At 59.1% G+C, this 12,990-nt stretch carries 17 protein-coding genes; 16 read left to right on the forward strand and 1 reads right to left on the reverse strand.

Features of this window, described 5'->3' with window-relative positions; all coding sequences use genetic code 11:
- Positions 1–84: 84 nt before the first annotated feature.
- Positions 85–1,086 (reverse strand): LLM class flavin-dependent oxidoreductase, encoded by a 1,002-nt coding sequence (locus tag FE840_RS17275; RefSeq protein ID WP_138287860.1) that lies wholly within the window; start codon positions 1,084–1,086, stop codon positions 85–87.
- A 151-nt stretch (positions 1,087–1,237) separates the two neighbouring features.
- Here FE840_RS17275 and ruvC point away from each other — a divergent pair, with 151 nt between their 5' ends.
- The 16 genes from ruvC (at position 1,238) to tilS (ending at position 12,909) form a co-directional block, all read left to right on the forward strand.
- Complete coding sequence (ruvC, locus tag FE840_RS17280) at positions 1,238–1,750, forward strand: crossover junction endodeoxyribonuclease RuvC (protein WP_138287861.1); 513 nt, start codon at positions 1,238–1,240, stop codon at positions 1,748–1,750.
- Positions 1,751–1,806: 56 nt separating this feature from the next.
- On the forward strand, positions 1,807–2,058 hold the full coding sequence (locus tag FE840_RS17285) for an AbrB/MazE/SpoVT family DNA-binding domain-containing protein (protein ID WP_138287862.1): 252 nt from the start codon (positions 1,807–1,809) through the stop codon (positions 2,056–2,058).
- Positions 2,059–2,061: 3 nt separating this feature from the next.
- A complete protein-coding gene (locus FE840_RS17290) occupies positions 2,062–2,478 on the forward strand; it encodes a type II toxin-antitoxin system VapC family toxin (protein ID WP_138287863.1) in 417 nt (138 codons plus the stop codon).
- A 16-nt stretch (positions 2,479–2,494) separates the two neighbouring features.
- Entirely contained in the window at positions 2,495–3,112 is a 618-nt protein-coding gene (gene ruvA / locus FE840_RS17295) for a Holliday junction branch migration protein RuvA (protein WP_138287864.1), read from the forward strand.
- 94 nt (positions 3,113–3,206) lie between these two features.
- Positions 3,207–3,473, forward strand: a complete 267-nt coding sequence (locus FE840_RS17300; RefSeq protein WP_246318802.1) for an AbrB/MazE/SpoVT family DNA-binding domain-containing protein — start codon at positions 3,207–3,209, stop codon at positions 3,471–3,473.
- Positions 3,470–3,874: a type II toxin-antitoxin system VapC family toxin gene (locus FE840_RS17305; protein WP_138287866.1), complete on the forward strand. Its 405-nt coding sequence runs from the start codon at positions 3,470–3,472 to the stop codon at positions 3,872–3,874. Before FE840_RS17300 ends, FE840_RS17305 begins: the two co-directional genes overlap by 4 nt.
- A complete protein-coding gene (ruvB, locus tag FE840_RS17310) occupies positions 3,871–4,911 on the forward strand; it encodes a Holliday junction branch migration DNA helicase RuvB (protein ID WP_138287867.1) in 1,041 nt (346 codons plus the stop codon). The genes FE840_RS17305 and ruvB overlap by 4 nt, the downstream gene beginning before the upstream one ends.
- A gap of 4 nt (positions 4,912–4,915) precedes the next feature.
- Positions 4,916–5,431, forward strand: a complete 516-nt coding sequence (locus tag FE840_RS17315) for an NUDIX hydrolase (RefSeq protein WP_138287868.1) — start codon at positions 4,916–4,918, stop codon at positions 5,429–5,431.
- Entirely contained in the window at positions 5,400–5,954 is a 555-nt protein-coding gene (gene ybgC / locus FE840_RS17320; protein ID WP_246318803.1) for a tol-pal system-associated acyl-CoA thioesterase, read from the forward strand. Before FE840_RS17315 ends, ybgC begins: the two co-directional genes overlap by 32 nt.
- Before the next feature lie 212 nt (positions 5,955–6,166).
- Complete coding sequence (gene tolQ / locus FE840_RS17325) at positions 6,167–6,886, forward strand: protein TolQ (RefSeq protein ID WP_138287869.1); 720 nt, start codon at positions 6,167–6,169, stop codon at positions 6,884–6,886.
- Positions 6,887–6,909: 23 nt separating this feature from the next.
- The gene (gene tolR, locus FE840_RS17330; RefSeq protein ID WP_138287870.1) at positions 6,910–7,362 is read left to right on the forward strand and encodes a protein TolR; all 453 of its coding nucleotides are present in this window, start codon (positions 6,910–6,912) and stop codon (positions 7,360–7,362) included.
- Positions 7,363–7,371: 9 nt separating this feature from the next.
- Positions 7,372–8,406: a cell envelope integrity TolA family protein gene (locus FE840_RS17335; RefSeq protein WP_138287871.1), complete on the forward strand. Its 1,035-nt coding sequence runs from the start codon at positions 7,372–7,374 to the stop codon at positions 8,404–8,406.
- A 66-nt stretch (positions 8,407–8,472) separates the two neighbouring features.
- On the forward strand, positions 8,473–9,735 hold the full coding sequence (gene tolB, locus FE840_RS17340; RefSeq protein ID WP_425502217.1) for a Tol-Pal system beta propeller repeat protein TolB: 1,263 nt from the start codon (positions 8,473–8,475) through the stop codon (positions 9,733–9,735).
- Between the two features lie 154 nt (positions 9,736–9,889).
- Positions 9,890–10,426 (forward strand): peptidoglycan-associated lipoprotein Pal, encoded by a 537-nt coding sequence (pal, locus tag FE840_RS17345; RefSeq protein ID WP_138287873.1) that lies wholly within the window; start codon positions 9,890–9,892, stop codon positions 10,424–10,426.
- Between the two features lie 160 nt (positions 10,427–10,586).
- Positions 10,587–11,588 (forward strand): tol-pal system protein YbgF, encoded by a 1,002-nt coding sequence (gene ybgF, locus FE840_RS17350; protein ID WP_138287874.1) that lies wholly within the window; start codon positions 10,587–10,589, stop codon positions 11,586–11,588.
- Positions 11,589–11,607: 19 nt separating this feature from the next.
- On the forward strand, positions 11,608–12,909 hold the full coding sequence (gene tilS, locus FE840_RS17355; protein ID WP_138287875.1) for a tRNA lysidine(34) synthetase TilS: 1,302 nt from the start codon (positions 11,608–11,610) through the stop codon (positions 12,907–12,909).
- Positions 12,910–12,990 lie beyond the last annotated feature (81 nt).

Below are 12,990 nucleotides of genomic sequence, written 5' to 3' on the forward strand. Positions count from 1 at the left end.
CTTTAGATTGGCAGGTTTCATGCCAAACGCTTAAGCGGCAGTTAAAAAAATTTCCAAGCTTTCAGATTTATCGCGTTAACTCGATCATGCGGCGGCGAAAATCTGCTCCCGCAAACCGGCAAGGAGGGCCACAGACATCAGCCTTGCCTCAACATCATGAATTGGTGTGGAGACGATCAATTCATCGGGTCTGAAACGTTCGATGAAATCTGCGAGCTTTTCCGCCGCAACGCCAGGCGATCCGACAATGGCATACCGCAGCGTATGCTCAACGCCGTGACGCTCAACGTCAGTCCACAACCTGGACATATCGTCTACCGGGCGCGGAAACTTGCCGCGAACATTTCTGCGCAGATTGATGAACTGCTGCTGTGCCGAGGTGAAATGATAGGCGGCACGGGCGTCGCTGTCGGCGACGGAAGCCATCACCCCTGCCATGACATAAGGCGCCTGCAATTGCGCTGACGGTTGAAACCGCTCTCGATAGATCGCGATCGCATCTGCCAGTTGATCCGGCGCAAAATGGGATGCGAAAGCATAGGGTAAGCCGAGCGCAGCAGCCAGATGCGCACTGTAAAGGCTGGAACCAAGGATCCAGATCGGCACATGACTTCCTGCACCAGGAAATGCCTGCACGACGCCGTCATCGCCTCCCTCCCCGATGAGCTTTTGCAGCTCGAGAATGTCGTGCGGGAAGCTTTCGGCGCCAGCTTCCATGTTTCGGCGAAGGGCGCGTGCGGTGCGCATGTCAGTCCCTGGAGCTCGTCCGAGGCCAAGATCAATGCGTCCAGGATAGAGCGCTTCCAGCGTGCCGAATTGCTCCGCGATCACCAGCGGCGAGTGATTGGGCAGCATGACCCCACCGGACCCCACCCGAATAGTCTGAGTGCCGGCGGCCACATGCGAGATGACCAGTGCCGTGGCGGCGCTGGCGATGCCCGGCATGCCATGATGTTCGGCCAGCCAGTAGCGGAGATAGCCATTCTTCTCCGCCACCTGTGCAAGCCGCCTGGATGCGTCCAGTGCTTCACGGACCGTATGCCCTTCGGCAACGGGAGAGAGATCGAGAATGGAAAACGGTATCATGTCAAACGCCTTTGTTTTTCACCGCCTCCATGTAGTGGGCTTCCCCCGAAGTCCCAAGAGGTGACGATAACATATCATAATCACTTCGTATGTTTCGGTTTTGTTCACATTTCACTGGCAGAGATCGGCGATACCGCATTAGGATAGTTCCATGACCTCTACGATTCGCATCATCGGCATCGACCCGGGCCTCCGCCGCTGCGGCTGGGGCATTATCGAAACGTTCGGAAATTCGCTGCGCTTCGTCGCGTCAGGGACCGTGACCTCCGATGGCGACATGGATCTGGCCTCCCGCCTCTGCCAGCTGCATGACGGGCTGGCCGAAGTCGTCCACACCTACAAGCCCGATGAGGCCGCCGTCGAGCAGACCTTCGTCAACAAGGATGCGGTGGCCACGCTGAAGCTCGGCCAGGCCCGCGGCATCGCCATGCTGGTCCCTGCCCGCGCCGGACTGCCGGTTGCGGAATATGCGCCGAATGCCGTGAAGAAGTCCGTCATCGGTGTCGGCCATGGCGAAAAGCAGCAGATCCACATGATGCTGAAGATCCTGATGCCCAAAGCCGAATTCAAGGGCAACGACGCCGCCGACGCACTCGCCATCGCCATCTGCCACGCCCACAATCGCGGCGGCGACAGGATGCGCAAAGTGCTAGCCTCCGCCTGATTTGTTCTTGACTTGTTCCGCCAGTAGGAATTATCCTTACCGAATTGGAGGCGAACATGCGCGTGACATCCAAGGGCCAGGTGACCATTCCCCGCGATCTGCGCGAACTGGTTGGCATAGAACCGAATTCGGAAGTCGTTTTCACCGTTGAGGACGGCAGGCTGATGCTTGCGCCCAAGAACGGTGCCGAGGCTCTCAGGGAAAAGGAGCGTTTGGCTGGACTTATGGAGACCCTGGCGCGACTGGAAGGCACAGGCGATCAGGATGTTGACGCAGAGACTCTGATGCAGATGACACGGGACCGCTAGGTTATGGCCGTACTCGTTGACACGAACGTGCTCGTCGATGTTGCCGTGCGCGATCCGAAATGGCTCGAATGGTCTCGCGGCCAGCTTTTGCGCTTGGCGCGTCACGAGCCGCTGGTGATCAATCCGATCATCTATTCCGAATTTTCCGTTCGTTATTCCGATCGCGATAGCGTCGACGCCCTCCTGCCGGTTTCGGACTTCCATCGCGAGAGCCTCCCCTGGGCGGCTGGCTTCGCAGCTGGCGTGGCATTCAGGATCTACCGTCTCGCAGGCGGAGGACGTGAGCGCGTGCTGCCGGATTTCCTGATTGGAGCCCATGCCGCCATCAGGGGTCACAAGATCCTGACCCGGGATCCAAAAGGCTATCGCAGCTACTTCCCCGACCTCGACATCATCTCCCCCGACACCCATCCCCTGTAACGCGACGGACGCATCCATGATCGGCAAACTCAAAGGCACCATTGACGAGATTGGCGACGACTATGTTCTCGTCGATGTCCACGGCGTCTGCTACGTCGCCCACTGCTCGTCGCGAACACTTGGCCGCATCGGCTCGCCCGGCGAGGCCGTCGTGCTCTTCATCGAAACCTATGTCCGCGAGGACCAGCTGAAACTCTTCGGCTTCCTGAGCGCGCTGGAGCGGGAGTGGTTCAACATCCTGCAGAGCGTGCAGGGTGTCGGCGCCAAGGTGGCGCTGGCCGTGCTTTCCACCCTGACCCCGTCGGAACTCGCCAATGCCATTGCCCTGCAGGACAAGGCCGCGATCTCCCGCGCCCCCGGCGTCGGCCCAAAGGTCGCGCTCCGCCTTGTCACTGAACTGAAGAACAAGGCCCCCGCCTTTGCCGGTGAAGCCTCCGGCAATATCGGGCTGAAGCAGGAGCTCGGCGAAGGCGTGGCTTTAGCCCCGGTTGCTGATGCTGTCTCAGCGCTCACCAATCTCGGCTATTCCCGCGACCAGGCCGCCAATGCGGTGGCGGCGGCGTTGAAGAACGGCGGCGAAGGCGCTGACAGCGCCAAGCTGATACGGCTGGGGCTGAAGGAGTTGTCGCGGTGAGTTGTCCTCCGAATTTGTCTCGTTCCGACATTTCTGATAAAGTTGGAAAAACATCAAAACGTCGGAGACTCTGATGAAAACATGGGAAGTTACCATGTCCCCCAAAGGTCAGATCACCATTCCGAAAGAAATGCGTGAGCTGCTCAATCTGAGTCCCGGCGATCAGTTGGTCTACAGCGTGATTGACGGCGAAATTGTCATCACTCCCAAGAACATCGACCTCAAGGATCTGGCCGGTTTTCTTGGCAAGCCGCCAAACGGACACGCAACACTGGAGGAAATCGACGAAGCAGTCGTCCAGACGGCAGGCGCAAACGCACTTTCTACCGGGGGTGACGACCCATCGGATCTTGCGGCATGACCCTTGTTGGCCTTGATACGAACATCTTGATCCGGCTTCTGACCAATGACGATCCGGATCAACGGCGTCTGGCTCTAAGTTTTGCCGAAGGGCTTGGAAAGGACTACCTCGCCTTTCTCCCTCTGATTTGCGTATTGGAATTGGACTGGGCATTGCGCTCGCAACTTGGCTACGGAAGACGCGAAGCCTCGACGGCGATCGCGAAACTGCTGCAGGTCCGGGGCCTGACTGTCGAAAGCCACGACCTCGTCGTAAAAGCACTGCGGCAGGTCGACCAGAAGAATGCCGACTTCGCCGACGCCTTGATTGCCGCCCGGTCTATTCAAGAGGGCTGCACCTCCGTAAAGACCTTCGACAAACGCGCCGCCTCCCGTGTGCCCGCCATGGAACTTCTCGCATGATGACCAACAACCCCATCCTCTCGCCCGAAAAGAAGGGGGAAGATCTCGATGCAGCACTCCGCCCGCAGTCGCTGGATGACTTCACTGGCCAGGCGGAAGCACGCGCCAATCTGAAAATCTTCATCGAGGCTGCGAAGAACCGGGGCGAAGCGCTGGATCACGTGCTCTTCGTCGGCCCGCCGGGGCTTGGCAAGACGACGCTTGCCCAGATCATGGCCAAGGAACTCGGCGTCAATTTCCGCTCGACCTCGGGGCCCGTCATCGCCAAGGCTGGCGATCTCGCCGCCCTTTTGACCAATCTCGAAGAGCGCGATGTGCTCTTCATCGACGAAATCCATCGCTTGAGCCCCGCCGTCGAGGAAATCCTCTATCCGGCCATGGAGGACTTCCAGCTCGACCTGATCATCGGCGAAGGGCCGGCAGCCCGCTCGGTGAAGATCGACCTGTCGAAATTCACCCTCGTTGCCGCCACCACCCGTCTCGGCCTGTTGACCACCCCCTTGCGGGATCGTTTTGGCATTCCGGTACGGCTGAATTTCTACACGGTCGAGGAACTCGAATCGATCGTCCGCCGTGGCGCCCGGCTCCTCAATCTGCCGATGACGGACGACGGCGCCCGCGAAGTTGCCCGCCGCGCCCGCGGCACGCCACGCATTGCCGGCCGCCTGCTGCGCCGTGTCCGCGACTTCGCCGAGGTCGCCCGCGCGGAAGCGGTAACCCGGCAGATCGCGGACGAAGCACTCACGCGGCTCAACGTCGACAATATGGGCCTCGACCAGCTCGACATGCGCTATCTCTCGATGATCGCCGTGAATTTCGGCGGCGGCCCTGTCGGCATCGAAACCATCGCCGCCGGTCTCTCGGAACCGCGCGACGCGATCGAGGACATCATCGAGCCCTATATGATCCAGCAGGGCTTCATCCAGCGCACCCCGCGTGGCCGTGTCTTGACGGCGACTGCCTGGAAGCACCTGGGCATGACGCCGCCAAAAGATCTCGAAGCGGCGCAATTCCGCCTGACGCTCGAGGACGATTAAGACCGTGTCCAAACGCACCCTGATCACCATCAAGGACGGTAAGCAGCGGTTCAACCATCGCATCGCAGGCCTCGCCTTCCGCGACGGTCATGTTCTGGTCCACCGCGCCACCCATGAGAGTTTCTGGACCTTTCCCGGAGGCCGGGCCGAAATCGGCGAAACTTCGGCGGAAACGCTCATGCGCGAAATGCAGGAGGAACTGGGTGTCGAGGCCAGGGTCCAGGAACTGCTCTGGATCGTCGAGAATTTCTTCGACTACGAGGGCAAGGCCTGGCATGAACTGGGCCTTTACTACCGCATGGAGATCCCGGACCACTTCCCCTTCCATTCGACCGACATCATCCACCGCAACGAGGACGGCAAGAACAGCCTTGAGTTCAAATGGGTTCAGGCAACACGGGAAGCGCTGATTGCTCTCGATATTCCGCCTTACTTCATTGCCGACGAGATCGAATCCTTGCCGATCTCTCCGAAGCACATCGTCTGGCATGACGGCGATCTCGATGGGAAACAGGGCTGAGACTGGCTTCGACTTGTTGCGTCTGCTAGAGCCGAAAAACAAGCGAGGACTGCACGTGAGCGAAACCAAATACTTTCCACTATCCGGTGAAATCATCGAGGGCGCCCACCACCTCACCCAGCGCGTCTACTACGAAGACACGGACTTTTCCGGCGCTGTCTATCATGCCCGCTATCTGCATTTCATGGAACGCGCCCGCACGGACTACCTGCGTTGTCTAGGCGTCGAACAGTCCGCTCTTTTTGAGGCTAGTGACGAAGGCCTTGCCTTCATGGTCCACCGCATGGAAATCGACTTCAAAGCGCCGGCTCGGATGGATGACGTCATCACCGTCGTGACCAGAACGGGAAAAGCAGGTGGCGCCAAGATGATTCTCGAACAGACGATCAGCCGGGGCACGCAGCTGCTGATTGATGCGAAGGTCATCATTGCGGTGGTGAACAGACAGGGGCGCCCCAGGCGGCTGCCGGAGCAATTAGCTTACCAATTCCTTGCCAAAGGCCAGGAAAACAGCGCAAAGTAAGACAGTCTTAACCATAATGATGGCTTAATCCGGCAGCAGAAATTTGTGCGCCGCACGCCTTCCTTTGACCAAAATTTTCAGCCACGAAGCAGGCTGGGAGCTTGAAACGGGATAAGGGCGTCCACCTAAAGCGACCGTACTCTTTTCTACCGTTAAGCTGATGCGTCGCCCGGTCTATCGCCGGGCGTTTGGATTTCGAGGATTATTCGGCGATGGAACAAGTTGGAATGGCAGCGGCTGCCCATGACGTCAGCCTTTGGGGTCTGTTCATGCAGGCAGGCCTGATCGTGAAGCTCGTCATGATCGGCCTTGTCGGCGCCTCCATATGGACTTGGGCCATCATCATCGACAAATACCTTACCTATGCACGGGTTCGCCGTCAGTATGACCAGTTCGAACAGGTCTTCTGGTCGGGTCAATCGCTGGAAGAGCTCTATCGAACTCTCGCCGAGCGCAACAATACCGGCCTTGCTGCCATGTTCGTTGCCGCCATGCGGGAGTGGAAGAAAAGCTTTGAACGCGGTGCACGCTCTCCGATTGGACTGCAGATGCGCATAGACCGCGCCATGGACGTGACCATGGCACGGGAAAGCGAAGCGCTCGAGGCCCGCCTGCCATCGCTGGCGACCATCGGCTCGGCCGGTCCGTTTATCGGACTGTTCGGTACGGTTGTCGGTATCATGACCTCCTTCCAGGCGATCGCCGGTTCGAACAGTGCAAGCCTTGCCGTCGTAGCACCAGGTATCGCTGAAGCGCTGCTGGCAACCGCGATCGGTCTGATTGCCGCTATTCCCGCCGTCATGGCCTATAACAAGCTCTCTGGCGAAGCTGGAAAGCTGATCGGCCGCATGGAAGGCTTTGCTGACGAATTCTCTGCCATTCTCTCGCGCCAGATCGACGAGAAACTGCAGCCACGCCAGGCAGCGCAGTAAAGTAGAAGCGACGGGAGCAACAAATGGGTATGTCAGTCGGAGCAGGTGGCGGAGGCGGCGGACGTCGCGGTCGCCGACGCGGCAAGAAGGCGCTGGTCAGCGACATCAACGTAACGCCGTTCGTTGACGTGGTGCTCGTGCTGCTGATCATCTTCATGGTGGCGGCACCTATGATGACCGTCGGCGTGCCGATCGATCTGCCGCAGACACGTGCCGGCGCCCTGAACACGGAAACTCAACCAATCACGGTGTCGGTAAATCCGCAGGGTGAAATCTACCTGCAGGAAACGGTCATCGGTATTGATGAAGTTGTGCCGAAGCTGGAGGCCATCGCCCAGACCGGTTACAACGAACGGATATTCGTCCGCGCCGACACCGCGGCACAATACGGAACCGTCATGCAGGTCATGGCGCGTATCTCCGCAGCCGGCTTCACCAATATCGGTCTTGTGACCCTACAGGAACAGCAGAACTGATAGGTCGATATGAAGGGCAGTATCATTGCATCGTCGCTGATACACGGACTGGCGCTCTCGGTGGCGCTGGTCAGCCTTGGCTCGCCTGAAAAACTCGAATTCGCCAATGTCGAAACGCTCCCGGTCGACATCGTGCCGATCGAGGAATTCACCCAGATTCAGCGAGGCGACAAGAACGCACCGCTGGGCGAGAGATCGGCACCGGTTCCGACCTCACGGCCGCCGATTGCCGAGCAGGCCGAGAATTTCGGTGATAACGATGTCGATCTGAAGACACCACCACGTCCGTCGGAGCGACCGCCACGGGAAGAGGTGGCCACAGCCCCGCCAAAGGTCGAAGAGCCCGCTCCGGCACCGGTTCCGACACCGACCGAGGTTGCCGAAGCTGCTCCCGCAGAGACAGCACCACCATCACCACCGGAAGAAACACCTCAGGAGGCCGCGCCGGAACCACAGCCTGCCGCCGAAGCCATTCCCTTGCCTGAAAAGGCACCCGTGCCACCTGCACGTCCCAAGGTCGAGACCGCCAGCATCCCTCAGCGGTCCGAACCGAAGCCTGAGGTCAAGCCCGATCCTCAGCGCGAGGAAACAACACGGCAGCAGCAGCCGCAGATGGACAGCAGCTTCAACGCCGACGAAGTGGCAGCACTTCTCAACAACGTGGATGCTGCGGGCGGCGGTGCGCGTCGATCAACCGACGAGGCGGCACTGGGTGGCCGCAGCGATACCGGCGGCGAGAAACTGAGCCAGAGTGAACTCGATGCCCTGCGCGGCATCATTGAGAACAACTGGCTGATCACTCCGGGCATGGCAGATGCCCAGGACGTCCGCGTTCGCGTCACATTCCGGCTTGATCCCGATGGTAACTTGATCGGGCAGCCAGAGGCCACCGCTACCGGAGGCTCACCAACTGCTCAACGGGTGTTGATCAGCGGCGCGGTCCGCGCCGTTCGCAAGTCGGCCCCCTTCTCGAATTTGCCCAAGGACAAATACGAGACCTGGTCCGAGGTTGTCGTCAATTTCGACCCCAGCCAACTGATGTAAGAGCTGAAAGGCTTCGATAGAATGAAAAAACTCCATCTCCTCCGCCTTCTGCTGGTCTGCATAGGCATGGCAGGCGCGTTTGCCTCCCCCGTAAAGGCGGCCGTCGAGATCAACATCAATCGCGGCAATGTACAGCCTTTGCCAATTGCCATTACCGATTTCGTCTCAACGGACGGCATTGGGGCACAGATTTCCGCAGTTGTTGAGGCAAACCTCAAGCGTTCCGGACTGTTTGCCCCTGTGAGTCGGGGCGCATTCATTGAAACAATCTCCAATCCGGATCAGCCCCCGCGTTTTGCCGACTGGACCGTCTTGAAGGCGGAGGCCCTCGTGGTCGGACGCATCAGCCGCGAGCCCGATGGTCGCCTTCGTGCGGAATTTCGCCTCTGGGATACATTTGCCGGACAGCAGATGACCGGACAGCAATTCTTCACCCAGCCGGAAAACTGGCGCCGGGTTGCCCACATCATTTCGGACGCGATCTACGAACGCATCACCGGTGAGAAGGGCTATTTCGATACGCGTATTGTCTTTGTCTCCGAAAGCGGTCCGAAGACCGACCGCAAGCGTCAGCTGGCGATCATGGACCAGGACGGCGAGAACGTCCGCATGCTGACAAGCTCTGAAAACATCGTTCTCACCCCCCGCTTCTCCCCAAGCCGGCAGGAAATCACCTACATGTCGTTTGAAGGTGATCAGCCACGCGTTTATCTGCTACAACTGGAAACGGGTCAGCGCGAAGTGGTGGGCAATTTTCCCGGCATGACATTCTCGCCACGCTTCTCTCCAGACGGACAGCGGGTCATCATGAGTCTGCAACAGGACGGGAATGCCAATATCTATACGATGGATCTCCGCTCGCGCACGACCACGCGTCTCACAAACACCAATGCAATCGACACCTCTCCATCCTATTCGCCGGACGGAAGCCAGATCGTTTTCGAAAGCGATCGTGGCGGGCGTCAACAGCTTTACGTCATGAATGCAGACGGTTCTGGCCAGACGCGCATCTCATTTGGTGATGGGTCCTATTCGACACCGGTCTGGTCACCGCGTGGTGATCTGATCGCCTTCACCAAGCAGTCCGGTGGTCGCTTCTCGATCGGCGTGATGAAAACCGACGGATCGGGCGAACGCATCCTGACGACCGGCTTCCACAACGAAGGACCCACCTGGGCACCCAATGGACGCGTCCTGATGTTCTTCCGCCAGAACGCAGGTGCAGGTGGCCCGCAGCTCTATTCAATCGACCTGACGGGCTATAACGAGCAGCAGGTCAGGACACCCAGTTTTGCCTCTGATCCGGCCTGGTCACCTCTCCTCGAATAGGACATCGGATGGCCGTGTTCTTGCCGCAAACAAGAGCGAATCATGGGCTTCTGCACCTGAATTGATAACTTGTTAACCACGATCATTCGGCACCGGTTAACCGCGAATGGTTATAATCCGGCAACCTTAATTGAGACACTCAAGGAGACTGGCGATGAGCCGCACTCACACCCCGGCCAAAAGCCGCCTGCAGCAACTCGCAACGAACCCGGCCCTGCTCGCGCTGGCTATGGCGCTGGCGCTTGCTGGCTGCGCAAATAAACGAAACCTTCCCAACAATGCCGGCGAATTGGGACTTGGAGCCGGAGCAGGTGCAGCAACACCCGGCTCGACGCAGGACTTTACCGTGAACGTCGGCGACCGGATTTTCTTCGATACCGATTCCTCTGCAATTCGCGCCGATGCCGCCCAGACGCTCGACCGCCAGGCGCAGTGGCTCATGCAGTATCCGAACTACGCGATCACGATCGAAGGCCATGCCGACGAACGCGGTACCCGTGAATACAACCTTGCACTCGGTGCCCGTCGTGCCGCGACGACACGCGACTATCTCGTCTCGCGTGGCGTGCCGGCAAACCGCCTGCGCACGATTTCCTACGGCAAGGAACGCCCGGTCGCCGTCTGCGATGACATCTCGTGCTGGTCACAGAACCGCCGCGCCGTTACCGTTCTGGGTGGCGCCGGTTCGTAACGAGAACCGCGTACACAATCAGCAATTCGTGAAGGCGGCCTTGTGCCGCCTTTGCTTTTCTCCATACTTTGGCCGAACTTGATTGCTTTTTCCCGACAATTGGAAAAATCTCCTGTCGACGCCGGTTCGGCGCAAATCACCGTGACACAGGATAAGGGATATGAACAAACTCGTGATGGCCGCGATGCTCGCGACGGCCTCGCTGGCGGGGCTTCCCGGAAGTGCAGGCGCCTTCCAGATCACCCTGCCATTCTCGATCGGTCAGCCCAAGACCCCACCCGCTGCGGTGCCGCAGGCGACCGTGCCACAGGCCGGTGTGGAAATGGTCCAGGCAACCGATCCGTCGCTGCGCATTCTGGAATTGGAAGAGCAGATCCGTTCATTGAACGGACGTATCGAGGAAATGAGTTTCCAATTGCTCCAGATGCAGGAGCAGATGCGCAAGACGCAGGAAGACAACGAATTCCGCTTCCAGGACCTTGAAGGCGGCGCTGCAAAGCCAGGCGGCCAACAAAATGGCTCGCTGCAGCGACCGGCAACGGCCGCTGCGCCGAGTGACAGCGTCGCCGGGATCATCACCCAGACACCGGATGCCGGCCTGCCCGCCGGCACAAATCAGACCTCACCCGGTACGGCACCGGGTGAGCAACTGCTGGGCTCGATCCAGCTCGATCAGAACGGCATGCCGACCATTGCCACGCGTAACGAAGGTGTCTCCAATTCCGCAGCGCTTCCCGGCGTCGATCCGGGGCTAGCCCCAGGTCAGACCGCGGCGCTGACATCGGAAAATGATGTCTATCAGGTGGCTTATGCCCATGTTCTATCCGGAGACTATGCCCTCGCGGAAAACGAGTTTCGCCAGTTCATCGAGCGCTTCCCCAACAGTCAGAGAGTGGCCGACGCAAATTTCTGGCTTGGCGAAGCCCAGTTTTCCCAGGGCAACTTCAACGAAGCCGCCAAGACATTCCTGAATGCCCACCAGACCTATGGCTCATCACCCAAGGCTCCAGAAATGCTGTTGAAACTCGGCATGTCGCTTGCTGCGCTCGAAAACGTCGAAACTGCATGCGCGACCATGCGTGAAGTGACCAAACGCTACCCGAAGGCGTCACGGGCCGTTGTATCCAAGGTCGCGAGCGAACAGAAGCGCCTAGGCTGCTGATGCGCGGCGGCACAGGCCCATGACCGTGCCAGATCCCTTGCGCGAAACACAATCCCCACAGGAAACCGCCCAGCGGTTTTTGCAAAGGCTCAAGGAACCGAGCCGCATCTGCGTTGCCGTATCGGGAGGCAGCGATTCGCTTGGCGCACTGCTCGCGCTTCACAGCGCCAATGCCCGCGAGCAGCGCCATAGCCTCTACGCTATTACAGTCGATCACGCGCTTCGGTCTGAGGCAGCTGAAGAAGCAATCAAGGTCGGCGAAATCTGCCACACACTTGGCATCCACCATCAGATCCGACGCTGGACCGGTGAAAAACCAGACAGCGGACTACCGGCAAAAGCTCGTGAAGCACGCTACAATCTTCTCAGGGAGGCAGCGGATGGATTGGGGAGCAGTGTTCTGGTTACCGGCCATACGCTGGATGATCAGGCGGAAACGATTGCCATGCGTCGGACACGGAACGACCAGAACAATCGCGGTCTTTCAGGAATGGCCGAAGCCACGCTTTACCGACGCAGCCTCTGGATCATGCGCCCATTCCTCGCGACACGCCGTGTTGCTTTCAGGATGCTACTGCTTGAACGGAACCTCTCCTGGATCGAAGACCCCAGCAATGACAATGACCGCTATGAGCGCGTCCAGAAGCGCAAGGCCGGCGTTGTGGCAGACCTCGCCGAACTCACCCGCCATGCAAAAGCACGCCTGGAACGCTCCGACAAGGTTGCGCGCTGGATCAGGGGGGCCTGTCGGCTTGAAGCCGGATCGATTCTCCGGATCAAGGGTGACGCCTTGCATAAGGATCCTGAAACGCTTGTCGAGGCGATGTCGGTGCTACTTGCAGTCATGGGTGGCAAGGCTCATCTGCCGCCCAAGACTCGCGTGGAACAGATGCTGACGGACCTCGCATCCGAGGCGATGCGCCGCTTCACCCTCTCTCGCACGCTCGTCGTAGCGCAACCTGACGAGGTCTGGATGATGCGGGAAAAGCGCGGTCTTTTGCCGCTCTTTCTCGAACCGGGCGAGGAAAAGCTCTGGGACGGACGTTTCAGTATCAGAAATGTGACCGAGGCAATGGGCCGCATCGACCCAGGCCCAGTTGAGGGGGCTCCAGCTGAACTGCCCGCGCCCCTGAAGCCGTCAATCCTGTCGACCTGGCCGCACATGATTTTAGATAACTCATTAAATCAATCAGTTAAGGCAGCAACCATGGAGCATTTCATCCCCCTGATTGACAACTTCCTTCCGTCATTCGACCTCGTCATGGCGGAAGCCCTGAATGACCTTTTCGGACGGGAACCACTTTCAGCCCCTCCGGTTTAAGACTTATTGACGGAAAATCCGAGCTTATGCCTCCTTTGCCTTGGCAACGCCACGCTGCAATCCTATGTTAGGAAGGAATTT

Origin of the sequence: Peteryoungia desertarenae (assembly GCF_005860795.2) — a bacterium.
In the GTDB taxonomy this organism is placed as follows: domain Bacteria; phylum Pseudomonadota; class Alphaproteobacteria; order Rhizobiales; family Rhizobiaceae; genus Allorhizobium; species Allorhizobium desertarenae.

Bases quoted from the DNA above. Each gene is read 5' to 3' on its own strand.
- FE840_RS17275 (WP_138287860.1), bottom strand. From the start codon at position 1,086: ATGATACCGTTTTCCATTCTCGATCTCTCTCCCGTTGCCGAAGGGCAT.
- ruvC (WP_138287861.1), top strand. From the start codon at position 1,238: ATGACCTCTACGATTCGCATCATCGGCATCGACCCGGGCCTCCGCCGC.
- FE840_RS17285 (WP_138287862.1), top strand. From the start codon at position 1,807: ATGCGCGTGACATCCAAGGGCCAGGTGACCATTCCCCGCGATCTGCGC.
- FE840_RS17290 (WP_138287863.1), top strand. From the start codon at position 2,062: ATGGCCGTACTCGTTGACACGAACGTGCTCGTCGATGTTGCCGTGCGC.
- ruvA (WP_138287864.1), top strand. From the start codon at position 2,495: ATGATCGGCAAACTCAAAGGCACCATTGACGAGATTGGCGACGACTAT.
- FE840_RS17300 (WP_246318802.1), top strand. From the start codon at position 3,207: ATGTCCCCCAAAGGTCAGATCACCATTCCGAAAGAAATGCGTGAGCTG.
- FE840_RS17305 (WP_138287866.1), top strand. From the start codon at position 3,470: ATGACCCTTGTTGGCCTTGATACGAACATCTTGATCCGGCTTCTGACC.
- ruvB (WP_138287867.1), top strand. From the start codon at position 3,871: ATGATGACCAACAACCCCATCCTCTCGCCCGAAAAGAAGGGGGAAGAT.
- ybgC (WP_246318803.1), top strand. From the start codon at position 5,400: ATGACGGCGATCTCGATGGGAAACAGGGCTGAGACTGGCTTCGACTTG.
- tolQ (WP_138287869.1), top strand. From the start codon at position 6,167: ATGGAACAAGTTGGAATGGCAGCGGCTGCCCATGACGTCAGCCTTTGG.
- tolR (WP_138287870.1), top strand. From the start codon at position 6,910: ATGGGTATGTCAGTCGGAGCAGGTGGCGGAGGCGGCGGACGTCGCGGT.
- FE840_RS17335 (WP_138287871.1), top strand. From the start codon at position 7,372: ATGAAGGGCAGTATCATTGCATCGTCGCTGATACACGGACTGGCGCTC.
- tolB (WP_425502217.1), top strand. From the start codon at position 8,473: ATGGCAGGCGCGTTTGCCTCCCCCGTAAAGGCGGCCGTCGAGATCAAC.
- pal (WP_138287873.1), top strand. From the start codon at position 9,890: ATGAGCCGCACTCACACCCCGGCCAAAAGCCGCCTGCAGCAACTCGCA.
- ybgF (WP_138287874.1), top strand. From the start codon at position 10,587: ATGAACAAACTCGTGATGGCCGCGATGCTCGCGACGGCCTCGCTGGCG.
- tilS (WP_138287875.1), top strand. From the start codon at position 11,608: ATGACCGTGCCAGATCCCTTGCGCGAAACACAATCCCCACAGGAAACC.